20 protein-coding genes are annotated in these 22643 nt (G+C 72.6%); 14 read left to right on the top strand and 6 right to left on the bottom strand.

Annotation, left to right across the window (positions count from 1 at the left end; all coding sequences use genetic code 11):
• Positions 1–10: 10 nt before the first annotated feature.
• A complete protein-coding gene (locus tag ABZ459_RS30570) occupies positions 11–688 on the bottom strand; it encodes a lysophospholipid acyltransferase family protein (protein ID WP_357977502.1) in 678 nt (225 codons plus the stop codon).
• A 239-nt stretch (positions 689–927) separates the two neighbouring features.
• The gene (locus ABZ459_RS30575) at positions 928–1542 is read right to left on the bottom strand and encodes a TetR family transcriptional regulator (RefSeq protein ID WP_357977504.1); all 615 of its coding nucleotides are present in this window, start codon (positions 1540–1542) and stop codon (positions 928–930) included.
• A gap of 66 nt (positions 1543–1608) precedes the next feature.
• Here ABZ459_RS30575 and ABZ459_RS30580 point away from each other — a divergent pair, with 66 nt between their 5' ends.
• From ABZ459_RS30580 to ABZ459_RS30590, 3 genes are all read left to right on the top strand, one after another.
• Complete coding sequence (locus ABZ459_RS30580) at positions 1609–3570, top strand: ATP-binding domain-containing protein (protein ID WP_357977507.1); 1962 nt, start codon at positions 1609–1611, stop codon at positions 3568–3570.
• A gap of 93 nt (positions 3571–3663) precedes the next feature.
• Positions 3664–3975 (top strand): hypothetical protein, encoded by a 312-nt coding sequence (locus ABZ459_RS30585; RefSeq protein ID WP_357977509.1) that lies wholly within the window; start codon positions 3664–3666, stop codon positions 3973–3975.
• Positions 3976–4090: 115 nt separating this feature from the next.
• A complete protein-coding gene (locus ABZ459_RS30590) occupies positions 4091–5746 on the top strand; it encodes an acetolactate synthase large subunit (RefSeq protein WP_357977511.1) in 1656 nt (551 codons plus the stop codon).
• A 59-nt stretch (positions 5747–5805) separates the two neighbouring features.
• Here the strand turns inward: ABZ459_RS30590 and ABZ459_RS30595 are convergent, their stop codons facing one another.
• On the bottom strand, positions 5806–6402 hold the full coding sequence (locus tag ABZ459_RS30595; protein WP_357977514.1) for a CoA pyrophosphatase: 597 nt from the start codon (positions 6400–6402) through the stop codon (positions 5806–5808).
• Between the two features lie 55 nt (positions 6403–6457).
• The gene (locus ABZ459_RS30600) at positions 6458–7636 is read right to left on the bottom strand and encodes a cysteine desulfurase-like protein (protein ID WP_357977517.1); all 1179 of its coding nucleotides are present in this window, start codon (positions 7634–7636) and stop codon (positions 6458–6460) included.
• 9 nt (positions 7637–7645) lie between these two features.
• Here ABZ459_RS30600 and ABZ459_RS30605 point away from each other — a divergent pair, with 9 nt between their 5' ends.
• The 5 genes from ABZ459_RS30605 (at position 7646) to ABZ459_RS30625 (ending at position 11165) form a co-directional block, all read left to right on the top strand.
• The gene (locus ABZ459_RS30605) at positions 7646–8701 is read left to right on the top strand and encodes a winged helix DNA-binding domain-containing protein (protein WP_357977520.1); all 1056 of its coding nucleotides are present in this window, start codon (positions 7646–7648) and stop codon (positions 8699–8701) included.
• Positions 8702–8812: 111 nt separating this feature from the next.
• Positions 8813–9388 carry a 3'-5' exonuclease gene (locus ABZ459_RS30610; RefSeq protein ID WP_357977523.1) on the top strand — a complete coding sequence of 192 codons (576 nt, stop codon included), beginning with the start codon at positions 8813–8815 and terminating at the stop codon, positions 9386–9388.
• A gap of 82 nt (positions 9389–9470) precedes the next feature.
• A complete protein-coding gene (locus tag ABZ459_RS30615; RefSeq protein ID WP_357977526.1) occupies positions 9471–10070 on the top strand; it encodes an SMI1/KNR4 family protein in 600 nt (199 codons plus the stop codon).
• Between the two features lie 178 nt (positions 10071–10248).
• The gene (locus ABZ459_RS30620; protein WP_357977530.1) at positions 10249–10527 is read left to right on the top strand and encodes a hypothetical protein; all 279 of its coding nucleotides are present in this window, start codon (positions 10249–10251) and stop codon (positions 10525–10527) included.
• Between the two features lie 71 nt (positions 10528–10598).
• On the top strand, positions 10599–11165 hold the full coding sequence (locus ABZ459_RS30625; protein ID WP_357977533.1) for a DUF4291 domain-containing protein: 567 nt from the start codon (positions 10599–10601) through the stop codon (positions 11163–11165).
• Positions 11166–11252: 87 nt separating this feature from the next.
• Here ABZ459_RS30625 and ABZ459_RS30630 read toward each other — a convergent pair whose 3' ends face one another.
• Entirely contained in the window at positions 11253–11936 is a 684-nt protein-coding gene (locus tag ABZ459_RS30630) for a hypothetical protein (protein WP_357977536.1), read from the bottom strand.
• 64 nt (positions 11937–12000) lie between these two features.
• Positions 12001–12993, bottom strand: a complete 993-nt coding sequence (locus ABZ459_RS30635) for a hypothetical protein (protein WP_357977539.1) — start codon at positions 12991–12993, stop codon at positions 12001–12003.
• Between the two features lie 201 nt (positions 12994–13194).
• On the opposite strand from ABZ459_RS30635, the gene ABZ459_RS30640 reads away from it, so the two are divergent.
• From ABZ459_RS30640 to ABZ459_RS30665, 6 genes are all read left to right on the top strand, one after another.
• Positions 13195–13554, top strand: coding sequence for a hypothetical protein (locus ABZ459_RS30640; protein ID WP_357977542.1), 360 nt, complete (start codon positions 13195–13197; stop codon positions 13552–13554).
• Between the two features lie 511 nt (positions 13555–14065).
• Positions 14066–15235: an RNA polymerase sigma factor gene (locus ABZ459_RS30645; RefSeq protein ID WP_357977545.1), complete on the top strand. Its 1170-nt coding sequence runs from the start codon at positions 14066–14068 to the stop codon at positions 15233–15235.
• A 370-nt stretch (positions 15236–15605) separates the two neighbouring features.
• A complete protein-coding gene (locus ABZ459_RS30650; RefSeq protein ID WP_357977548.1) occupies positions 15606–16364 on the top strand; it encodes a class I SAM-dependent methyltransferase in 759 nt (252 codons plus the stop codon).
• Positions 16365–16375: 11 nt separating this feature from the next.
• Positions 16376–17314, top strand: a complete 939-nt coding sequence (gene add, locus ABZ459_RS30655) for an adenosine deaminase (RefSeq protein WP_357977551.1) — start codon at positions 16376–16378, stop codon at positions 17312–17314.
• Positions 17315–17531: 217 nt separating this feature from the next.
• Positions 17532–21314, top strand: a complete 3783-nt coding sequence (locus ABZ459_RS30660) for a Pls/PosA family non-ribosomal peptide synthetase (protein WP_357977554.1) — start codon at positions 17532–17534, stop codon at positions 21312–21314.
• Positions 21311–22606, top strand: coding sequence for a M1 family metallopeptidase (locus tag ABZ459_RS30665; RefSeq protein WP_357977591.1), 1296 nt, complete (start codon positions 21311–21313; stop codon positions 22604–22606). The genes ABZ459_RS30660 and ABZ459_RS30665 overlap by 4 nt, the downstream gene beginning before the upstream one ends.
• The last annotated feature ends 37 nt before the right edge of the window (positions 22607–22643 follow it).

Below are 22643 nucleotides of genomic sequence, written 5' to 3' on the forward strand. Positions count from 1 at the left end.
CGGTGACCGGTCACGTCGTTCCATTGGTGGTCTTGAAACTGGAGGCGTACGCGGGCACGTACTCCTGCCCGGACAGCTTCTGGACGGCCTCCATGACCTCGTCGGTGACCCGGCGCCGGTCGCGCGCCTTGGTGTGGTCGCCCTCGAAACGCAGGGGCCGGCCGATGGAGATGCCGATCTTGGCGGGCCTGGGCACCTTGGCCCCGACCGGCAGCACCTTCTCGGTGCCCTTGAGCGCCACCGGCAGCACGGGCGCGCCCGTCTTGAGCGCCAGCCAGGCCACGCCGACCTTGCCGCGGTAGAGGCGGCCGTCGGGGGAGCGGGTGCCCTCGGGGTGGATGCCGAACAGCTCGCCGCGCTCCAGCAGCTCGGCGGCGGCGTCGAGCATGGCCTGGGCGGCGTGGGCGCTCTCGCGGTCGATCGGCAGGCTGCCGCCCAGGCGCATGAAGAAGCCGGAGACGGGGTTGCCGTCGAAGTACTCGTTCTTGGCGGTGAACGTGACGTGCCGGGGGAGCAGCGCGGGCAGCAGGAAGGAGTCGAGCACGGAGAGGTGGTTGGCTGCCAGGATGGCCGGGCCGACCCTCGGCACGTTCGCGGCGCCGGTGATGTGCGGCCGGCACATCGCGTGGGCGAGCGGCGCGGCGGCGAACTTGACCACTTCGTACAGCAACGGGCTCTCCTGGATCATGGGCAGTCAACCTTGCCACCCTAAGGCAGCGGGACACCCGGAAAGCTTTAAGGCCGATGTGGTGGTCGCCTCCTCGGCGAGGTGCACAACACGGTTCCAGCCGAACGGTATTCCGTGAAGGCGGTAATTTGCGGCCCGGGGGACACAGCCACATCGGCATTTCCGAGTTAAGCACAGCCTCTGGCGTTGGAGGTAATCGTGCCCGCCGCATGGGCCGCGCGTGACCTGCGCGCCGCAGCTCAGGGGCGGGCGGGGCCGTCCATGAGCAGCGCGTAGGCGTGTTCGGCGGCGCGCACCGCGTCGGCCTCGGCCTCGGCCAGGGGACGGCCCCCGGCGAGCTGCGCCCAGGTGCGGCGGGCGAGCACCCGCTGCACGGTCAGCGCCTGCGCGGCCAGCAGCGCGGCGGTCAGCTCGTCCATGCTCTCGGCCAGGGCCTCGGTCAGCTCGGCCTCGTCCTGGGTCATGTGGTGGAACAGGCGGACGGCCAGGCTGGGCGTGTCGAACACCATGCGGTGGAAGGCCAGCACCTCGGGGTGGTCGTTGAGCCCGGTGACCGGGTCGTGGGCGGCCAGCCCGTCGAGGTGGTGGCGGCGCAGGGCGGCGACAGGGTGCTCGCCGGGCGCCCGCCCGCGCACCACGCGGGCGGCCTCGCCCTTGTGGTCGGCGAACCGGTGCAGGACGAGGTCCTCCTTGGTCGGGAAGTACTTGAACAGTGTCGGCTTGGACACCCCGGCCGCCGCCGCGATCTCGGTCACCGGCACCTCGTCGAAGCCGCGTTCCAGGAAGAGTGCGATCGCCGCCGTCGAGATGGCCTCGTGCACCCGCTGCCGCTGCAGCTCCCGCAGTCCCGTCATGACCGCAGTCTAGCAAAGTGTTAACCTGGTTAATGTCTTAACCGAGTTAACGCTTTGGGGGTGGGCATGGGAACGCTCGACGACGAACGGCGTCACGTCGAACGGTGCAGGGCGGGGCTGCGCAGGATGCTGGAGGGCGCGCGGGAGAACGTGATCGTCGGCGAGACCGTCGCCGGCGACCGCTACAGCGCGGAGCGGCTCGGCCGCCATCTCAAGAGCCTGGCCAAGGAGCTGAGCGAGGAGCCCGACGGGCCGCCGTTCTTCGGCCGGCTCGACTTCGGCCAGGAGTCGGCCGAGCACCGCGGGCGGGCGTACCACATCGGCCGGCGGCACATCACCGGCGAGCACGGCGGGCCGCCGGTGGTGATCGACTGGCGCGCGCCCGTGGCGCGCGCCTTCTACCGCGCCGGCGCCCGCGACCCCCAGGGCGTCGAGGTACGCCGCCGTTTCGGCTGGTCGGGCAGGACGCTGACCGGGTACGAGGACGAGCGTCTCGGCGCGGGGGAGGAGGGCGGCGGCGCACTCCTGGCGGCCGAGATCGAACGCCCCCGCGTCGGCCCGATGCGCGACATCGTCGCCACCATCCAGCCCGAGCAGGACGACCTGGTCCGCGCCGACCTCGACACCACCATCTGCGTCCAGGGCGCCCCCGGCACCGGCAAGACCGCCGTCGGCCTGCACCGGGCCGCCTACCTGCTGTACGCGCACCGCCGGCGCCTCGAACGCTCCGGCGTCCTGGTGCTCGGCCCGAACCGCACCTTCCTCGGCTACATCTCGGCCGTGCTGCCCGCGCTCGGCGAGGTGGACGTCGAGCAGACCACCCTGGAAGTGCTGCTCGGCGCCTACCCCGTACGGGCCGCCGACTCCGCGGCGGCCGCGGCGGTCAAGCACGACGTCCGGATGGCCGAAGTGCTGCGCCGCGCGCTGTACGGCCGCATCCGCAGGCCCGCCGAGCCCGCCGTGGTGGCCGACGGCTCCTACCGCTGGCGCGTCGGCGAGGACGAGCTGCGCCGCATCGTGGAGGACACCAGGCGGGCCGCGCTCCCGTACGGGGTCGGCCGCGAACGGGTCAGGGCCAGGACGGTGGCGGCGATGCGGCGGCAGGCCGAGGCCCGCGGCCAGACCTGCAACGCCGCCTGGGAACGCCGGATCGGCCGGGCGCTCACCCCGGCGCTCGACGCGACCTGGCCCGCCGTCCGCCCCGAGGACGTGCTGCACGAGGTCCTCAGCGCCCCGCCCGAGGGCCTGCTGACCGACGCCGAACGCGCCGCACTCGCCTGGCCCAGTCCGCCGCGCGGCGCCAAGAGCGCCAAGTGGACCGAGGCCGACCTGGTGCTGCTGGACGAGCTGGCCTGCCTGCTCGAACGCCCCCGCGGCTACGGCCACGTGATCGTGGACGAGGCCCAGGACCTGTCGCCCATGCAGTGCCGCGCCGTGGCCAGGCGCAGCGAGCACGGTTCGCTGACCGTGCTCGGCGACCTGGCCCAGGGCACCACGCCGTGGGCGGCCAGGTCGTGGCCCGAGCACCTGGAGCTGCTCGGCAGCCCCGGCGGCCGGATCGTCGAGCTGACCACCGGCTTCCGCGTGCCCGGCGTGGTCGTGGAGCTGGCCAACACGCTGCTGGCCGCGCTCGACGCCGACGTGCCCCCCACCCGCTCCTACCGCTCCGACGGCAGGCTGCGCGTCATCGCGACGGCCGAGCTGGAGAAGGGGGTCGTGGCGGCCGTACGGGAGGCGGGCGGGTTCGAGGGGTCGATCGGGGTGATCGCGGCCGACGCCCACGTCGAGGCGATCACCTGCGCGCTCTGGAACGAGGGCCTGGACCTCGGCGAGCGGCTGAGCGTCGTGCCCGCCTCGATGTCCAAGGGCCTGGAGTACGACCACGTGGTCCTCGCCGAGCCCGCCGCCGTCGTCGCGGCCGAACCGCGCGGCCTCAACCGTCTGTACGTCGCCCTCACCCGCGCGGTCTCCCGGCTCGACGTCGTCCACGCCGAACCCCTTCCCCCTCAGTTTTCCCGCCCGTCATAAGCCTTCTGAAATGGGCAGATGTCTGGACTCGGCGGCTCGACAGGCCCACGGCTCTGGTGTGTGATGTGATTCACTTCACGAGGGAGCCGGAGAATGACCGCTTCGCAAGACCCGCCCCCGGGCGACGACGAGCACACACGTGAAGGGCGCCGGCCGCAGCCGCCGCCCTACGGCGGGCCGCCGCAGCGGCAGGGCGCCCAGGTTCTGTCGATCATCGGGTTCGTCAGCGCCGCGGTGGCCATCCTGTTCATACCGATCCTGTTCGGCCTGGCCGGCATCGTGCTGGGCATCGTCGGCCACACCCGCGGCGAGTCCCTGGGCAGGTGGGCCGCCATCGCCGCCGCGGCCTGCATGGTCGTCGGCATGGTCCTCGGCGCGCTGGCCACGCGCGCGCTGGGTTCCTGACCCGCTGTGCCCGCGTGAATCCGCCGTCGCGCGGGCACAGGGCCGCGTCCCGGAATGAAGCGCGCCTCCCGGGTGCTGTCAGGGACGCAGTCGCTCATGGAAGAAGGCGTTAACCATGTCCCCGCAGGCGGACGCGGCCCATCTGATCGTGCGAGCCCTGGAGGCGGAAGGCGTCGAGTACGTCTTCGGCATCCCCGGCGAGGAGAACATCCACTTCGTCGACGCGCTCAACGACTCCTCCATCCGTTACATCCTCGTCCGGCACGAACAGGGCGCGGCGTTCATGGCCGAGATCTACGGCAGGCTCACCGGCAAGGCGGGGGTGGCCTCGGCCACGCTCGGCCCCGGCGCGATCAACCTGCAGCTCGGCGTGGCCGACGCCACCACCAACAGCACCCCCGTCGTGGCGATCACCGCCCAGGTCGGCCTCGACCGCATCTACAAGGAGTCGCACCAGGTGGTCGACCTGGTGTCGCTGTTCCGGCCGATCACCAAGTGGGCCGACCTGGCGCCGACGGCCCTGGCCCTGCCCGAGATGATCCGCAAGGCGTTCAAGACCGCCCAGACCGAGCGGCCCGGCGCCGTCTACCTGGCCATCCCAGAAGACGTCGAGTCGGCTGCCGTGCCGGCCGACCTCGGTCCGCTGCCGGTCAACGTCGTCCGTCCCCAAGACCCCTCGGCCGCGCAGATCGCCCGCGCGGCCGACGTGCTGGCCCGCGCGCGCAGGCCGATCGTGCTGGCCGGGCACGGCGCCGGCCGGGCCGGGGCCTCCGCCGCGCTGGTGCGCTTCTCCGAGCGGCTCGGGCTGCCGGTGGCCACCACGTTCAACGGCAAGGGCGTCTTCCCCGACGACCACCCGCACGCGCTGGGCGCGGTCGGCTTCATGCGGCACGACTACGTCAACTTCGGCTTCGACGAGGCCGACGTGCTGATCAGCGTCGGCTACGAGCTGCAGGAGTTCGACCCCGTCAAGATCAATCCCAACCGCGACAAGGAGATCATCCACCTCCACCGGTTCCCCGCCGAGGTCGACGACCACTACCCGGTGGCCGTCGGGGTGCACGGCGACATCTCCCGGTCGCTGGACGCGCTCGCCGACGCCGTCCCGCGCCGCTTCGAGCTCAACGGCACCGGCGAGAAGATCCGCCGCCTGATCCGCGAGGAGCTGGCGCAGGGGCGCTCGGAGGACGGCTTCCCGCTGTCGCCGCGGCGCGTGGTCGCCGACATCCGGGAGGCCATGGGGCGCCAGGACATCGTGCTGGCCGACACCGGCGCGGTGAAGATGTGGATGGCCCGCATGTACCCGACGTACGAGCCCAACACGATGCTGGTCTCCAACGGGCTGTCATCGATGGGATTCTCGGTGCCCGGCGCGCTGGCCGCCAAGCTGGCCTTCCCCGAGCGCAGGGTGCTGGCCGCCACCGGCGACGGGGCGTTCCTGATGAACTCACAGGAGTTGGAGACGGCCGTCCGCGAGCGCATCCCGATCACGGTCCTGGTGTGGGTCGACGACGCGTACGGGCTGATCGAGTGGAAGATGGACCTGGAGCTCGGCCGCCACTCGGGCATCCGCTTCGGCAACCCCGACTTCGTCGCCTACGCCGAGAGCTTCGGCGCCCGCGGCTACCGGATCACCAGCGCCGGGGAGCTGCTGCCCACGCTGCGCAAGGCGCTGGCCGACGAGACGGTGTCGGTGATCGCGGTGCCCGTCGACTACGCGGCCAACCTGGAGCTGACCGGCAAGCTGGGCGAACTCACCGGCCCCTTCTGACCGGCCCCTTCTGACCGGCCCTTTCTGACCGGCCGGGCCCGAACGAGGGGCCCGGTGGGTCAGGTTCTCGTCCAGTGGGGCTGCGCGACGTCGAACACCCGCTGTTCGCGCCCGCGCAGCGCCACCTCGGCGAACTGCCACAGGATCGCCCCGGTCGGCGCGTGGATCACGATGTCCGGCCCGAGCGGCATCTGCAGCAGCTCGCCCTGCCAGCGCGGCACGCCGGGCGCGAGGAAACGCTCCAGCGGCACCGCGTGCACCGAGGCCACCTCGTGGGCGTCGCCCACCGGCTCCTGACGGCCTCCGAACGCCACCACCGGAGTGATCACGAACCCGGAGTCGGCGACGAAGTCGTCGAGCAGCCCGGCCACCGCCACGCCGGTCACCCCGACCTCCTCGGCCAGCTCGCGCAGCGCCGCCTCCACCGGCAGCTCGCCGTCGTCGAGCCGCCCGCCCGGCAGCGCCCACTGCCCCGGGTTGCGCCCCCGCGCCGCCCTGCGGATCAGCACCGTGTACGGGACGCGCTCGGCGTCCTCCAGCACGCACACCGTCACGGCCGCCCGGCGCACCCCTGTGACGGGCGGCACCTCCCGGCGGTCGAAGGCGGCGAGATGGGCGGTGACCTGCTCGCGCAGCACGTCGATCGGGGGCAACATCCCCTCAGGATGTCACGCCGCACCCGTGCGGGCCGGTGCGATCCCAGGAGGCCCATCAGGAGAGGCCGGCCACTCCCTCCAGGAGGCGGTCGACGTCCGAGCGGTCGTTGTAGTGGACCAGGCCCGCGCGGACGGCGCCGCCCGAGTCGCGCACGCCGAGGGCGCCGGTCAGCTCCCAGGCGTAGTTGTGGCCGTTCCAGACGTTGACCCCCAGCCCGGCCAGATGCTCGGCGACCTGGCGCGGGGTGTGGCCGGCGACGGTGAAGTAGGCGGTCGCGGTGCGCCTGGCGGGCTTGCCGTGCAGGGTGACGTGGGGCATCGTCTCCAGGCCGGAGATCAGGCCGGCGAACAGCTCCAGCTCGTGCTCCTCGGCGGCGGCCATCGAGGCGAGGAGGCGTTCGCGGCGGGTGCCGGTGCCGGGGACCATGGCGGCCAGATGGTCGACGGCCGCGGTGACCCCGGCCAGGTCGGCGAACGCGGACGTACCCGTCTCGAACCTCTCCGGCACGGTGTCGGGGGAGGGCCGTAACTTGGCCGGACGGACCGTCTCCAGCAGCGCCGGGTCGGCGACGACGGCCCCCACGTGCGGCCCCGACCACTTGTAGGCGCTGGTGGCGTAGAAGTCGGCGCCCAGCGCCCGCATGTCCACCGGGCCGTGCGGGGTGGCGTGCACGCCGTCCACGTACAGCAGGGCGCCCGCGCGGTGGGCCAGCTCGGCGATGGCGGCCACGTCGGGACGGGTGCCGAGGATGTTGCTGGCCGCCGTCACCGCGACGACCTTGGTCCGCTCCCCGATCAGGTCGGCGTACTGGTCGACCGGGAGCTCGCCGGTCACCGCGTCCACCTCGGCCCAGCGGACGGCGGCGCCCGTCTGGGTCCAGGGGCGCACGTTCGCGTCGTGGTCCAGCCTGGAGACCACCACCTCGTCGCCGGGCCCGGTCAGCGCCCTGGCCAGCCGGTACGTCAGCGTCGTCATGTTCGGGCCGAGGATCACGCCGTCGGGACGGCCGCCGACCAGGTCCGCGACGGCGGCACGGCAGGCGGCGACGATCTCGTCCGCCCGGTGGCTGGCGGGGAACGCCCCGCCCACGTTGCCGAGCCCGGCCCGGTATGCGGCGGAGATGGCGTCGATCACCGGCTGCGGCGTCTGGGTGCCGGCCGCGCCGTCAAGGTAGGCGAAACCATCGGAAAGCGCGGGATAGGAGGAACGTACGGACTCCAGGGGGAAAGGCATGATAAGTAGATGCTCACCCTCAGAGACCTCAACCGCGCCACGTTGGCCAGGCAGCACCTCCTCGCCCGGCACGAGGGTCGGCCGGCCGACGTCGTGCACCGGCTGGCCGGGCTGCAGGCCCAGGAGCCGCGGCCGCCCTACCTGGGGGTGTGGACGCGGCTGGCCGGGTTCCGGCGCGACGACCTGCACGCCTCGCTGCACGCCGGCGGCCTGGTGCGGGCGACGATGATGCGGGCCACGCTGCACCTGGTGACGGCGGAGGACTTCGTGTCCTTCCGGCCGCTGCTGCGTCCCATGCTGGCCGCCGCGGCGCGCCGGTTCGAGGGCGTCGACTTCGAGGCCGTCGCCGCGGTCGCCGACCGGCTGCTCGCCGACGGCCCGCTCACCTTCAACGAGCTGCGGCCCCTGCTGCTGAAGGAGTTCCCCGGCGCCGACGAGCGGGTGCTCGGGTACGCCGTGCGCATGATGACGCCGCTGGTCATGGTGCCGACGCAGGACCGGTGGAGCTTCCCGCGGGAGTCCGCCTTCGGGCTGCCCGGCGTCGAACTGGACCCGGCGCCCAGCATGGAACGCCTGGTCGAGCGGTACCTCGCCGCGTTCGGCCCGGCCACGCCCGCCGACGTCCAGACCTGGTCGGGACTGGGCGGGATGCGGGCCGTCATGAAGGGGATGGAGCTGGACAGGCTCGCCGACGAGACGGGACGCGAACTGTTCGACCTGCCCGGCGCGCCGCGGCCGGGCGGCGACGTGCCCGCGCCGGTGCGCTTCCTGCCCGACTTCGACAACCTCGTCCTGGGGCACGCCGACCGTACGCGGGTGCTGGCGGACGAGTTCAGGCCGCTGGTCGCGACCAAGAACCTGCGGATCAAGGCCACGTACCTGGTGGACGGGTTCGCGGCGGGGACCTGGCAGATCAAGCGGTCCGGCAAGAAGGCCAAGCTCCTCATCAGCCCCTTCGCCGCCCCGACGCCCCTGGACGTCCTGGAGGAGGAGGGGCTGGCGCTCCTCGCCTTCGCCGAACCGGACGCGACCACCTACACCCTCGAACACACCCCACCCAACTGACCACCCCGCCCGGAGCAGACTGTGGGCCTTGGGCACGATGGCGTCGCCGCCTCTGTGGTGCTGGTGAAATCGAGGTGCCGGAGCAGGGTGTGCCTCCCTAGCCTCGGCCCCATGCCTCACGAATCCGCCCTGTTGAACGTCATCGATGTGGAAGCCACCTGCTGGGACGGACAGCCGCCGCCCGGCTCCGTCAACGAGATCATCGAGATCGGCCTCACCGTCGTGGACGTGCCGGCGCGGCGCCGGGTGTCCCGGCACCGCATCCTGGTCCGCCCTGTCCGATCGGCGGTGAGTGACTTCTGCACGGAACTGACCGGCCTGACGCAAGCCGAGGTGGAACGGGGCGTCACCTTCGCCGAGGCATGCCGGGTCCTTGCCGAGGAGTACGACGCCGGGCAGCGCCCCTGGGCGAGCTGGGGCGAGTACGACCGCCGGCAGTTCGCTCGGCAGAGTCGGGCCGACGGGGTGGCCTACCCGTTCGGTCATCCAACGGAACGCACCCACACCAACGCCAAGGCCGTGTTCGCGGCGGCGTACGGGCTGCGCAGGAAACCCGGCATGGACCACGCTCTGCAGATCGCCGGACTGCCGCTCGAGGGACGCCATCACCGCGGCGAGGACGACGCGTGGAACATCGCGGCACTCGTCCTCGACCTGTTGGGCCGCGGGGCATGGCCGGCCCTCTAGAGCCTGGTGCGACTGACCCCGTTGCGGCGTTGTGTCGGCGTGATCTCGTAGACTCCCCGGCCACGTCGTCGAAGGGATTGCCGTGGAAGACCCGACAGGTGTCGCAGCGCTGACCGAGATCCTGCCTCCAGATCTCGGCGTGGACGAGGAGATCGACTGGTCGGCAGCAGAGGCGCGGTGGGGCACGCGGTTCCCGCGTGACTACATGTCCTTCATGTCCGTCTACGGGGCGGGCTCGTTCGCCGAGGTCGTCATCCTCATGCCGTTGCCCAAGGAATACATCCAGTGGGACCCCGGGACCTTCGAGGAGGAGACGAAGAACGCCCGTCACACCTGGGAGATGCTGGGCGGTCAGGAAGGTCTCGACATCGACCCGAACGACATCCTCGCCTGGGGCGTCACGTCGGGCCCCGACATCCTGTGCTGGCTGACCACCGACCCCGACCCCGACCGGTGGCCCGTCCTGGTCTGCGGCCGGCACACCCGCGAGGACTTCACCCTCTTCCCCTGTGGCATGGTCGAATTCCTCCGCACGCTGCTCCTGGACGAGTACGACCCCTACCCCCTCAGCGTCGACCTGCGTAACGCCTCGCCGCGCTACGTGCACTGGCTCGAAGAACAGAGGCGCTGGAAAGCGGAAATGGACCCCGACCTCGGTTCGCCACGATCGGCCGACCAGTAGGGCCCGTGCAGCCGACGCCCGCGTCTGCGGGTAGGCGCGTCGGTGATCATGTCGGGGCCGGAGTCTGTCGGGAGGGGTGCAGGGTGGCGGGGTCGGTGGGGCCGGCGGCAACGCCGGACGATGTCCTGCGGGCGCGGGACGAGACGGCGATGAGCCTTCCAGCTCCGCTGGTGGCGCTGTGGAGCGTGAGGGACGGCCTGCACACGGAGTCCGGGGTCGCGGTGTACCGGGGGACATCGGTGAACGCAACGCCACCTACGAAGTGGCGAAATATGCACCTGGATTCCTCCTCGTCGGCGATGACAGCGGTGGCCGCGGATTCCTCCTGCGTGCCGATGACCCGGGCTCCGCCGTGTTCTCCTCCGGTCTGGGCGATCTGGAGCCCGCGTATTTCGACGTCGTGGCCGCGGGCTTCGCGTCCTGGATCGAATCGCTCGGTCCTGTCCCTTTCTGCTGACCATCGGGGAGTCGCTGTGACCGGGGAAAAGGCTTCGCGATGTGAGTGCAACGGGTGGCAGGGTGCGATGCATGGCACCCCAGTACGAGATCCGCGCAGACTACGACGCTGACACGATCGTGGTCTACCAGGCATACGCACCTGCCATAGCCGACGCCGCGCTGCGCGCGGGCCGTTTCGTTGCGCCGTTCTCGTTCCACAGGATGACCTGGATCAAGCCCTCGTTCCTGTGGCTCATGCATCGCAGCAACTGGGCCCGCAAACCTGGTCAGGAGCGCGTCCTCGCCGTGCGGATGACCCGGCGGGGCTGGGAGGAGGCTCTGTCCCGGGCCGTGCTCACGACCGCGGATCCGGCAGCTGTGACCCGGGCAGCCGTACATGTCCAGTGGGACCCGGAACGTTCGTCGCGCGGAGCGGCGCTGAACCACTACAGCATTCAGGTCGGCATCGGCCGCGACCTGATCCGCACCTTCACCGACGACTGGATCGTCAGCCTCACCGACCTCACCCCGCAGGTCCGCAAGGCCACGGCATTGACACAAACCGGGCACGCCGCCAAGGCCCAACGGCTGTTCCCCGCCGAGCGGGTGTATCCCCTGCCGCGAACGCTGGAACGCCTCCTTGCCCCGGGCAGATGACGGCCGGCCGAAGACGCTGGACGACTACGCGAGGCGGTTGGACGGGCACATCGGCCGCGAGCTGAACCCCGACGGCCCGCCCAGGGATCAGCTGCCGCCCTTCTTGCGCGAGTAGACCTGCTTGGCGGGCGGAGCCGTCACACGCAGCTTGCCGCCCCATCTGGTGTAGCGGGACTCCACGGTGATCACGTCGTCGCCCACCAGGCTCTGCACCCGGTGCTCCGCGGCCGGGTGCGAGGTGACGAGCCGTTGTGGCAGGTTGTCGGGGCCCAGGGTGAGCTCGAAGGCGAACGCGCGGTCCTTGCTCTTGGACATGGCGGAGGCTCGGTACCAGGGGGAGACCCGCCACAGTTCGGCCCGGCTGATGTGGCCCTTGAACGTACGTCCTGACTTCGTGCCGGACTTGATGAGGGCCTGGAGGGTCGCGGGTTCGGCCGGGTTCACCAGCTGGCTGTAGAGCCCGCTGATCCCGCCAGGGAGCGGCCTGTCGTACCTGAGCCAGGGCTTGCCCGACGGAACATCGCCGTTGAGCGCGCCGCCCTTGTTGTAGCTCACCTTGCCCACGGTGATCGTGCGTTCGTCGCCCAGCAGGGCGTCGAGGGAGTTGAAGATCCCGCCTTCGTGCGGCGTGTACGTCGCCTTGATGGCGGAGGCGACGATGACACCCAGGCCGCCCTTGACCGGCTTGCCGAACTGCAGCACGCCCTCGCGCCGCAGAAAGGCGGTCTTGCCGGAGAGGTCGACGTAGGCCGAGGTGTCGGTGAACGTCACCCTCTGACCCGTCCTGGCGCGCCGACGTGCCGGGCCAGGACGAGGTCCGGCGCGCACGGCTTGGCTAGGCGAGGCCGAGGTCCCGCCGCACGCGGGCGTAGTGGCGGCCCGGCAGCAGGCTGCCGACCGCCCACGGCTGGTTCTCCGGCATGCGCCTGCCCAAGCCCTCCAGCAGGCGCTGCGCGCCGGTGAGGTGGCCGCCGTGGTAGAGCGCCGCGCCGAACAGGTGCGCGGCGTCCAGCGCCCTTGGATGCGGCCGGGCGCCCTCGCGCCACTTGTCGGACGCCGCCACCAGCGGGCCGGCCACCTCAGGGTCGCCGAAGTAGCCTTCGAGGATCTCCCGCGCCGTACGCTCCGATTCGCCGATCAGGCCCCACACGACTTCGAAGTGGGCCAGCGCCAGCGTTGCCGTCACCGGGTCGCCCGGGGGCGCCGCGTCCGCCGTGCGGCGGGCGAAGGCCAGCACCTCGTCGTCGGAGCCGTACCACTTGCCGCACAGCACCTGGACGCGGGTGTAGTGGCCCAGATACAGGTGCGGAGCGCGGGCGGTCAGCTCCGTCCAGAGGCGGTCGAGCTCCTGCCGGCCGGCCTGCGCGCCGAGCGCGTGCCACTGCAGCCGCTCCCACGGAACGGGATCGTCCGGACGGGCCTCGGCGGCCTGCCGCAGCGGGACGGCGGCGTCCGCCAGCACCTCGTGGAAGCGGGCGAAGCGCTGATCGCTCACGTACGTGGCGTAGGAGGCGCCGCGGATCGCCCATGCCTGCCTGATCCGGGCGGCGCCGAGCCAGAGCAACGCGTCGGGGTCGTCGCCGGCCAGCCGGAGCAGCGCCTTGGTGTGCGCACGGGCGGCGATCCCCAGTTGCTCGACGCGCAGCGCACGCACCTCGTGGTCGTCGCGCGCCCGGCGGACCAGCTCCAGGCCCGGCTCCAGCCGTCCGGCCCGCACCTGGCGCAGCGCCTGCTCCAGCGCGGGATCCTCCCACGACCGGCCCGCACGCATCCGCGAGGTCTTGTCGAGCAGCTCGGCCGCGGCCGTGATCACCCGTATCAAGGACATCCGTGATCAATACCGCACGTGATCATGGTGTCGCAACAGCGTCAGTGGCTGGTGCCAGGCACCTCGTAGGGCACCGGACGACGTTGTCTGGGCCGGCGCAGCCGGGTTCCAGACAATCCACCAGCCGCCAAGACTGAGCCTGACACGCCTACTGGGGCGTGCTCCTCATCGAGCCGTGAGAGGCAATCCGTGATCAATAAAATGCCGCTTCGACGTCTGACCGCCGGTCTGGGCAGCGCCGTCGTAGCGCTGGGTGGTGTCGCCGTGCTGTTCACCGCGACTCCCGCAGTGGCCTCGGCCGGCACGGCCACCGCCCTGATCTTCAAGTGCAAGTACGACGGCAACGTCCGCAGCTCTCCCCGGCTCGGACGGCCCAACTTCCTCTTCACCTGCTATGTGGGGACGCAGATCTACCCGCGCTGCTGGGTTCGTGGGGACTACAGCGGCGGGGACAACCGCTGGTACACCTGGCGTGGCGGCCAGGGCCAGCCGGACCGCTACATCCACTTCAGCCAGGTCTCCAGCGAAGGAGACGGCGGCGGCATGATCCAATGCCCCTAGTGCATCGAGACAACCAGCGGACCAGTGCCGGTGCACCTGCCATCAGGCGGCGAAGCCGTGGTTGACCAGGTGTTGATCCGGAAGTAGGTCCCTTCCGGCTCGGTCACGTAACGGAACCTGGACGGGTGGCCCGTGGCCGAGCCGGAAGGGCGCGTCGGATGACGCAACCGGGGTTGCCGTCGACGTCCGTGTCGTACCCGGACGGCAGCACGCGCACCCGAGGTCCGAGTTCCTGTCCGAATGCGGCCCGCCCCCCCGACGATCGCCCGGCGGGCCTCGCGTTCCAGCACCCGAGCGCCATGGCGGCGGACGTCATCGAGGGTCCTGATCGCCGGCGTCTTCGCAAACGCGTGGCGACCGGCTCTCACCGAAGCGTGCGGGTCGGACATCGCGATCAGAGGCGGGGTGAGGGGGCGGGCGTCTTCTGGAGTGCCGTCGGCCGGCGGGGGTGGTGGCGAGGGGACGGGGTTGGGGGGCTGGTCAGGGGGCGGATGGCGCCGGCGGGGAAGCGATGATCGGGTGTTCGTCGAAGCCACGTTCGAGGAAGTGTTGGGTAGCCTGGTCAGAGACGGCCCTGCCAGGCCCCGCTTCTTCCGTTCCCTCATGCCCTGAAGGTCCCGACGCCTATCGGCCCGCTACGTTTTCCCGCCGGCCCTGCCCGCAGGCCGGCTCAGTCACTGAGCGTCCACCCAACGCGAGCGAGGAGAGAATTTTGTCCCAAGCAGCAGAGGTTCTCGAACTGGACGACACCATCGCCGACGGTGGCACGACCGTCGGCGCCGACTCGGTCAAGACCTATCTGAAGGAGATCGGGCGCGTCCCGCTGCTCACCGCCGAGCAGGAGATCGAGCTGGCCAAGCGCATCGAGGCCGGCCTGTTCGCCAGGGAACGGCTCGACAGCGAGCCCGGCCTGTCCTCCGACCTGCGTGCCGACCTGGAGTGGATCGCCGACGACGGCCTTCGTGCCAAGCGCCGCATGCTGGAGGCCAACCTCCGGCTCGTCGTCTCCATCGCCAAGCGTTACACCGGCCGCGGCATGCTCTTCCTCGACCTGATCCAGGAGGGGAACCTCGGCCTGATCCGGACGATCGAGAAGTTCGACTACCGGCTCGGCTACAAGTTCTCCACCTACGCCACCTGGTGGATCAAGCAGGCCATCACCCGCGCCATGGCCGACCAGGCCCGGACGATCCGCATCCCCGTGCACATGGTCGAGCTGATCAACAAGGTGGCCCGCGTGCAGCGCCGCCTGCAGTCCGACCTGGGCCGCGAGCCCACTCCCGAGGAGATCGCCGCCGAGACCGATCTCGACGTCGAGCGGGTGTCGGAGGTGCAGAGCTACGGCCGGGAGCCGATCTCCCTGAGCACGCCGCTCGGCGAGGAGGGCGACAGCGAGTTCGGCGACCTGATCGAGGACACCGAGGCCGTCTCCCCGGCCGACGCGGTCTCGTTCACGCTGCTGCAGCAGCAGTTGCACAGCCTGCTCGACCAGCTCTCCGAGCGCGAGGCGGGCGTGATCACGATGCGCTACGGCCTGGCCGACGGCAAGCCCCGTACCCTCGACGAGATCGGCCGCGTCTACGGCGTCACCCGTGAGCGCATCCGGCAGATCGAGGCCAAGACCATGTCCAAGCTGCGCCACCCCTCCCGGGCCATGGCGCTGCGCGACTACCTGAGCTGACCGCCCGATCCCGGGAGCGGCAGCACGCCGCTGTCCGAGCCGATCGTTCGCGCCCGGGAGCAGCATCACGCGACACGCCGAGCAGGGCTCGCCGTGTGGACGTGGAGCGTCACCGCCTTGTCGACCGAACCGACCGCCGCGCCGCCGGCGAGACCAGCGACAGGCACGACCTCCGTCCGCCCCGGCGACGGCCCCCCGGGCATCCGCGTGCCGCGAGCTACGACGAGGCGCCCCGCCACCCACCGGCGGGGACCGCGGGAAACCGGCGAAGCCCGGAGGGGGCCTGGGGTGGGAAAGAGGGGGTAAAAGGGGGCTCTGGAGTGTGTGGAGCTCAAGGCGGGCCGGTTGGGCCGGACCTACTCTGCCCAACGTGAAACGCTCCCGTACGAGCCTCGTCCACCAGGCCGCATACGCGTTCCGGCACCCCCACAGGATCGCCCCCCACCTGCGCCGGCTGGCCCGCGACACCTGGTTCCGGCTCCGCACCCACGACCACGTCACCTACTACCGCGCCGTCATGAGGTCCGACACGGCCCGCGACCCCGAGGGCGCCGTGGGGTCGCACAAGCACCGGCGCTGGCTGGCCCTGGGACGCATGCAGTTCGACTACCTGGTGGAGCACGGGCTCAAGCCCGACTGCCGGATGCTGGAGATCGGCTGCGGGAACCTGCGCGCCGGCCGCCTGTTCATCGGCTACCTGTTCACCGGCAACTACTACGGCATCGACATCTCGCCCGACATCCTGCTGGCCGCCCAGGACACGATCGAGAAGCACGCCCTGCAGGACAAGCTGCCGTACCTGGCGCCGGTGCGCGACCTGCGGCTGGCGTTCCTGCCGGACGAGTACTTCGACGTCGTCCACGCCCACAGCGTCTTCTCGCACTCGCCGATCGAGGTCATCGAGGAGTGCTTCGCCAACGTGGGCCGGGTCATGAAGCCGGACGGCTGGTTCGACTTCACCTTCGACCGAACCGAGGGCAAGGAGCATCACGTCCTGCGCGAGGACTTCTACTACCGCACCGAGACGCTGGTCGAGCTGGCCCGCCAGTACGGACTGAAAGCGACGTTCATGGACGACTGGGAGCAGTCCCCACATAAACAGTCGAAAATCCGTATCACCCGGCGATAACCTCCCGGAGAGTGAGAGACCTTCGCCTGCTGCCCAAGGCCCACCTGCACGTCCACCTGGAGAGCACCGTACGGCCCGCGACCGTGCGCGAACTGGGCGGCCCGCCCGAGCCCGAGGGCAGGTTCACCAGCTTCCGCGAGTTCGCCGACCAGCGGGCCAAGGTGCGCGACCTGCTGCGCACCCCCGAGCACTTCCGGCGCGTCGCCCTGGAGTTCTGCGAGGACGAGGCCGCCCAGGGCACCCGCTACGTCGAGGTCACCTTCACCGCCGCCGCCCACGGGGAACGGCTGGGCGCCCCGGAGATGCCGCTGGAGGCGGTGCTCGACGGCCTGGCCGAGGGCAGGCGGTACAGCATCGAGTCCCGGGTGCTGCTCGACCACTCCAGGCGGCGGCCCCTGGAACGGCTGTGGCGGACGTACGAGCTGGCCACCCGCCACGACGAGGTGATCGGCCTCGGGCTCGCGGGCGACGAGGCATATCCGCTGGCCCCCTTCGCCGAGGTGTTCGCCGCGGCCGGGGACGCGGGCCTGCACCTGGTGCACCACGCGGGCGAGGCGGCCGGGCCGGCGAGCATCCGCGAGGCACTGGACCTCGGCCGCACCGAGCGGCTCGGCCACGGCATCCGGGTGCTGGACGACCCGGCGCTGGTGGCCGAGGTGCGCGAGCGCGGCGTCCCGCTGGAGGTCTGCCCCACGTCGAACGTCCTGCTCGGGCTGGTGCCGTCGCTGGCCGAGCACCCGCTGCCGCGCCTGCGCGAGGCGGGGCTCGCGGTCACGGTCAACACCGACGGCGAGACGGCGCTGGCCGACGAGTACCTGCGGCTGCGCGAGGTCTTCGGGTACGGCGACGACGTCCTGGCCGAGCTGGCCCGCGCCTCGATCAGGGCCTCCTTCGCCCCGGACGCCCTCAAGACGGACCTGCTGGCCGCCGTCGACGCCTGGCTCCACTGACCCGTCCGGCCTCCGCCGGGCACGGCGATCTCCGTCACATCGTGGAATAGTTGGCGAATCGACGACCGTTGCGAACGGAGGTGGCGCGAACGCCACGCCAGTGGCAGCCCGTGGCATTGACGGGCCGGGGCCGACCGCCCGACCGAAGGAGCAGCGTTTGCGCACCGACTCGGCAGACTTAAGACTCAGGACCGCGTCGGCGGTCTACCCGGCGGGCATGCTGGCCCCGCCGCCGCGCACCCTGATCGACATCCTCGACGAGACCACCCGCCGCCACCCCGACGCGCCCGCGCTGGACGACGGCGCCGTGTGCCTGGACTACCGGTCGCTGCGCGCCGAGGTCGACCGCGTCGCCGCCGAGCTGGCCGCGGCCGGCGTCGGGCGCGGTTCCCGGGTGGGCGTGCGCATCCCCTCCGGCACCGCCGAGCTGTACGTCTCCATCCTCGCCGTGCTCGCGGCCGGCGCCGCGTACGTCCCCGTGGACGCCGACGACCCGGACGAACGCGCCGAACTCGTCTTCGCCGAGGCCGCCGTGGACGCCGTGCTCGACGGCGGCCCGGCCACGCCGGTCCGGCAGGCGGCCACGCCCGAGCGGCCCACCCCGGACGACGACGCCTGGATCATCTTCACCTCCGGCTCCACCGGCAGGCCCAAGGGCGTCGCGGTGACGCACCGGTCGGCCGCCGCGTTCGCCGACGCCGAGGCCGGGCTCTTCCTGCAGGACCGGCCGCTCGGCCCGGGTGACCGGGTGCTGGCCGGGCTGTCGGTGGCCTTCGACGCCTCCTGCGAGGAGATGTGGCTGGCCTGGCGGCACGGCGCCTGCCTGGTACCCGCGCCCAGGGCGCTCGTGCGCACCGGCATGGACCTGGCCCCCTGGCTGGCCGGGCAGGGCGTCACCGCCGTCTCGACCGTGCCGACGCTGGCCGCGCTCTGGCCCGCCGCGCACCTCGACGGCATCCGGCTGCTCATCTTCGGCGGCGAGGCATGCCCGCCCGAGCTCGCCGAACGGCTGGCCGTGCCCGGTCGCGAGGTGTGGAACACCTACGGGCCCACCGAGGCGACCGTGGTGGCCTCGGCCGCCCGCCTGACGGGGGAGGGCCCCGTACGCATCGGGCTGCCCCTGGACGGCTGGGACCTGGCCGTCGTGGACGGCGCGGGCGAGCCGGTCGCCATGGGCGAGACCGGCGAGCTGATCATCGGCGGCGTGGGCCTGGCCCGCTACCTCGACCCGGCCAAGGACGCCGAGAAGTACGCGCCGCTGCCGTCCCTGGGCTGGGAGCGCGCCTACCGCAGCGGCGACCTCGTCCGCGCCGAGCCGGAGGGCCTCGTCTTCGCCGGCCGCGCCGACGACCAGGTGAAACTGGGCGGACGCCGGATCGAGCTCGGCGAGGTGGACGCCGCCCTGAGCGCGCTGCCCGGCGTCACCGGCGCGGCCGCCGCCGTCCGCACCGCGGGCGGCGGCCACCAGGTGCTCGTCGGCTACGTCGTCACCGGGCCCGGCTTCGACGCCGGACGGGCCCGCGAGCTGCTGGCCGGGTCGCTGCCCGCCGCGCTTGTGCCCCGCCTGGCCCCCGTGGACGTCCTGCCCACCAGGACCTCCGGCAAGATCGACCGGGACGCGCTCCCGTGGCCGCTGGACGGCCCGGCAGCTGCGGACGCCGCCTTCACCCCGGCCGAGGCGCTGCTGGCCGCGCAGTGGACCGAGATCCTCGGCGTGCGCCCGGAAGGGCCCGAGTCGGACTTCTTCGCCGACGGCGGCACCAGCCTGGCCGCCGCCCGCCTGGTCTCCGTGCTGCGGGCCACCCACCCCGACGTGGCCGTCGGCGACGTCTACGCGCACCCGACCCTCGCCGGGCTGGCCGAGCTGCTGGCCGCCAGGGGCGGGACCCACGCCCCCGCGCACGCCGCGGCCGCCCCCATGCCCGGACGCGCCGCGCTGGCGCAGACCGCGCTGATGATCCCGCTGCTCACCGTGGGCGCGCTGCGCTGGGTCGTGCCGCTGGCCGCGCTCGGCAACGTGCTCGCCCCGCCATGGGCGCCGCGGCTGTCGTGGTGGTGGGTGACGCTGGGCGCGCTGGCGTTCGTCACCCCCATGGGACGCATGGGCCTGTCGGCGGCGGTCGCCCGGCTGCTGCTGCGCGGCGTGCGCCCCGGCGCCCACCCGCGCGGCGGCGGCGTGCACCTGCGGTTGTGGTTCGCCGAGCGGTTCGCCGAACGGCTCGGCGTGCCCGACCTGGCCGGCGCGCCCTGGATGGCCTGGTACGCCCGGCTGCTCGGCGCCACCGTCGGCCCGGACGCCGACCTGCACTCGCCCCCGCCGATCACCGGCCTGCTCAAGCTGGGCAGGGGCGCCTCCGTCGAGCAGGAGGTCGACCTCGCCGGCCACTGGTACGACGGCGACGTGCTGCACGTCGGCGAGATCCGCATCGGCGCGGGCGCCACCGTCGGCTCCCGCTCGACCCTGCTGCCCGGCGCGCGCGTCGGCAAGAACTCGCAGGTCGCCCCCGGTTCCGCGGTGGCCGGGACGGTCCCGTCGGGCGAGCGCTGGGCCGGCGTCCCGGCCTTCCGCCAGGGCAGGCCGCGCCGTTCCCGGCCGGCCGAACGCGCCGCCCGCTCCCGCCCGTGGGTCGCCCTGTACGGCGTGAGCGCGGTCGTGCTCAGCCTGCTCCCGGTGGCCGCGGCCGGTGTCGCGCTCGCCGTCCTGGCCGCCTTCGCCGGGGACGAGCCCACGCTCGGCGGCGCGCTGGCCGCCGCCCTGCCCGCCGTACCGTTGGCCACGGTCGCCGGCATGGCCGCCTTCGCGCTGGTCACGCTGGCGGGCGTCCGGCTGCTCGGCCTGGGGCTGCACCCCGGGCACCATCCGGTGCACAGCCGTCCGGCCTGGCAGGCGTGGGTCACCGGCCGGCTGATGGCCTCGGCCCGGGTGTGGCTGTTCCCGCTGTACGCCAGCGTCCTGACGCCCGTCTGGCTGCGGGCGCTCGGCATGAAGGTGGGCCGCGGCGCCGAGCTGTCCACCGTGCTCGCGCTGCCCACGATGACCTCCGTCGGCGACGGCGCCTTCCTGGCCGACGACACCATGGTGGCCCCGTACGAGCTGGACGGCGGCTGGATGCGCCTGGCCTCGGCGCGGATCGGCAAACGCGCCTTCCTCGGCAACTCCGGGATGACCGCCCCCGGCCGCAAGGTGCCCAAGGACGGCCTGGTCGGCGTGCTCTCGGCGACGCCCAAGAAGGCCAAGTCGGGCTCCTCGTACGTGGGCATGCCGCCCATGAAGCTGCGCCGCACGGCCGAGGAGGCCGACCGCAGCAGGACCTACGACCCGCCCGCGCGGTACAAGGCGGCGCGGGCGCTGGTCGAGGCGTGCCGGGTGGTGCCCGCGATGGGCGTGGTCGCGCTGGCCGTCCTGGCCGTGGCCGCGTTCGAGTGGCTGGCCGCCGGTTACGGCTTCGCCGTCGCCGCCGCGCTGGGCGGGCTGGTCGTGCTGGCCGCCGGGGTGCTCGCCGCGGCGGTCGCGACGGCCGCCAAATGGGCGCTGGTCGGCCGGATCTCGGCCGGGAACAGGCCGCTGTGGAGCTCGTTCGTGTGGCGCAACGAGCTGGCGGACAACTTCGTCGAGGTGCTGGCGGCGCCCTGGTTCGCCCAGCCCTGGCTGGGGACCGCCCCGCTGAACGTGTGGCTGCGCTCCCTCGGGGCACGCATCGGACGTGGGGTCACCTGCGAGACGTACTGGCTGCCGGAGGCGGATCTGGTGACACTCGGCGACGGCGCGTGCGTCAACCGGGGATGCGTGCTGCAGACGCACCTGTTCCACGACCGCGTCATGAGCATCGACACGGTGACGCTGGAGGACGGCGCGACGCTCGGCCCGCACGGCGTCGTCCTGCCCGCCGCGCGGGTGGGCGCGGGCACGACGGTCGGGCCGGCGTCCCTGGTCATGCGCGGCGAGGTGCTGCCCGGCGGCAGCCGGTGGTTCGGCAACCCCGTCTCGGCGTGGCAATGACGGCGTACTTCCCGGGGCACGGCGACCACCGGTACGCGGTCGAGCACTACGACCTGGCGCTGCACTACCGGATCGGGGCCAACCGGCTCGACGGCACGGCCCGCCTGACGGTCTCGGCCGCCGAGCCGCTCGGCGACCTCGGCCTCGACCTCGGCCACTTCCGCGTCCAGGGCGTCACGGTGGACGGCCGGGCCGTCCGCCACACGCACGGCCAGGGCAAGCTGCGTCTCACCCTGCCCGGGCCGCTGGCCGCCGGGGGGCGGGCCGTCGTCGAGGTGCGGTACGCGGGCACGCCCGTCCCGGTGCGCAGCCCGTGGGGCGGGCTCGGCTGGGAGGAGCTGACCGACGGCGCGCTCGTGGCCGGTCAGCCGATCGGCGCGCCCTCCTGGTTCCCGTGCAACGACCGGCCGGACGACAAGGCGTCCTACCGGATCTCGGTGACGACGGCGCCGGCCTACCAGGTGATCGCCAACGGCGTGCTCGCCGCCAGGCGGCGGGCGTCCGGGACCACGACGTGGGTCTACGAGCAGGCCGAGCCGATGGCGACGTACCTGGCCAGCGTGCAGATCGGGCGTTACCAGCTGTCGGAGGTGGGCGGCACGCGGCTGGCCCACCCCGCGCGGCTGGCGGCCCGCGTCCGGCACGACTTCGGCCGCCAGGGCGAGATGATGGCGCTGTTCGGCGACCTGTTCGGGCCCTACCCGTTCAGCGGCTACACCGTCGTCGTGGCCGACGACGACCTGGACATCCCGGTCGAGGCGCAGGGCATGTCGATCTTCGGCAGGAACCACGTCGACGGCGCGCGCGGCTGCGAGCGGCTGGTCGCGCACGAGCTGGCCCACCAGTGGTTCGGCAACAGCCTCACCGTGGCGGGGTGGAACGACATCTGGCTGCAGGAGGGGTTCGCCACGTACGCGGAGTGGTTGTGGTCGGAGCGCTCGGGCGGCCCGCCAGCGGACGAGCACGCGCTGCGCTGGCACCGCAGGCTCGCCGCGCTGCCGCAGGACTTCGTGCTGGCCGACCCCGGCCCGGCCGCGCTGTTCGACGACCGCGTCTACAAGCGCGGCGCGCTCACCCTGCACGCCCTCCGCCGGGCGGCCGGCGACCAGGCGTTCTTCACGATCCTGCGCTCCTGGGCCGACAGCCGCCGGTACGGCAGCGTCACCACGCGGGAGTTCGCCGCGCACGCCGAACGGCACGTGCCGGCCGGCGCGCTGCTGACGGCGTGGCTGCACGACCGGCCCCTGCCGCCGATGGCGGGCGGCGCCCTGACCCGCGACCGCGGCGCCTGACCCACCCCGCGCCGCACACACCGCGCCGACCTGGTCG

It is taken from the genome of Nonomuraea sp. NPDC005692 (assembly GCF_040631115.1).
Lineage (GTDB): Bacteria > Actinomycetota > Actinomycetes > Streptosporangiales > Streptosporangiaceae > Nonomuraea.

What these genes read in the sequence shown, in the direction of transcription:
- ABZ459_RS30645 (WP_357977545.1), top strand. Translation starts at nt 14,066, where the DNA reads ATGATCGGGTGTTCGTCGAAGCCACGTTCGAGGAAGTGTTGGGTAGCC.
- ABZ459_RS30660 (WP_357977554.1), top strand. Translation starts at nt 17,532, where the DNA reads ATGCTGGCCCCGCCGCCGCGCACCCTGATCGACATCCTCGACGAGACC.
- ABZ459_RS30595 (WP_357977514.1), bottom strand. Translation starts at nt 6,402, where the DNA reads ATGTTGCCCCCGATCGACGTGCTGCGCGAGCAGGTCACCGCCCATCTC.
- ABZ459_RS30570 (WP_357977502.1), bottom strand. Translation starts at nt 688, where the DNA reads ATGATCCAGGAGAGCCCGTTGCTGTACGAAGTGGTCAAGTTCGCCGCC.
- ABZ459_RS30575 (WP_357977504.1), bottom strand. Translation starts at nt 1,542, where the DNA reads ATGACGGGACTGCGGGAGCTGCAGCGGCAGCGGGTGCACGAGGCCATC.
- ABZ459_RS30600 (WP_357977517.1), bottom strand. Translation starts at nt 7,636, where the DNA reads ATGCCTTTCCCCCTGGAGTCCGTACGTTCCTCCTATCCCGCGCTTTCC.
- ABZ459_RS30605 (WP_357977520.1), top strand. Translation starts at nt 7,646, where the DNA reads ATGCTCACCCTCAGAGACCTCAACCGCGCCACGTTGGCCAGGCAGCAC.
- ABZ459_RS30665 (WP_357977591.1), top strand. Translation starts at nt 21,311, where the DNA reads ATGACGGCGTACTTCCCGGGGCACGGCGACCACCGGTACGCGGTCGAG.
- ABZ459_RS30585 (WP_357977509.1), top strand. Translation starts at nt 3,664, where the DNA reads ATGACCGCTTCGCAAGACCCGCCCCCGGGCGACGACGAGCACACACGT.
- ABZ459_RS30590 (WP_357977511.1), top strand. Translation starts at nt 4,091, where the DNA reads ATGTCCCCGCAGGCGGACGCGGCCCATCTGATCGTGCGAGCCCTGGAG.
- ABZ459_RS30635 (WP_357977539.1), bottom strand. Translation starts at nt 12,993, where the DNA reads ATGTCCTTGATACGGGTGATCACGGCCGCGGCCGAGCTGCTCGACAAG.
- ABZ459_RS30640 (WP_357977542.1), top strand. Translation starts at nt 13,195, where the DNA reads ATGCCGCTTCGACGTCTGACCGCCGGTCTGGGCAGCGCCGTCGTAGCG.
- ABZ459_RS30625 (WP_357977533.1), top strand. Translation starts at nt 10,599, where the DNA reads ATGGCACCCCAGTACGAGATCCGCGCAGACTACGACGCTGACACGATC.
- ABZ459_RS30610 (WP_357977523.1), top strand. Translation starts at nt 8,813, where the DNA reads ATGCCTCACGAATCCGCCCTGTTGAACGTCATCGATGTGGAAGCCACC.
- ABZ459_RS30580 (WP_357977507.1), top strand. Translation starts at nt 1,609, where the DNA reads ATGGGAACGCTCGACGACGAACGGCGTCACGTCGAACGGTGCAGGGCG.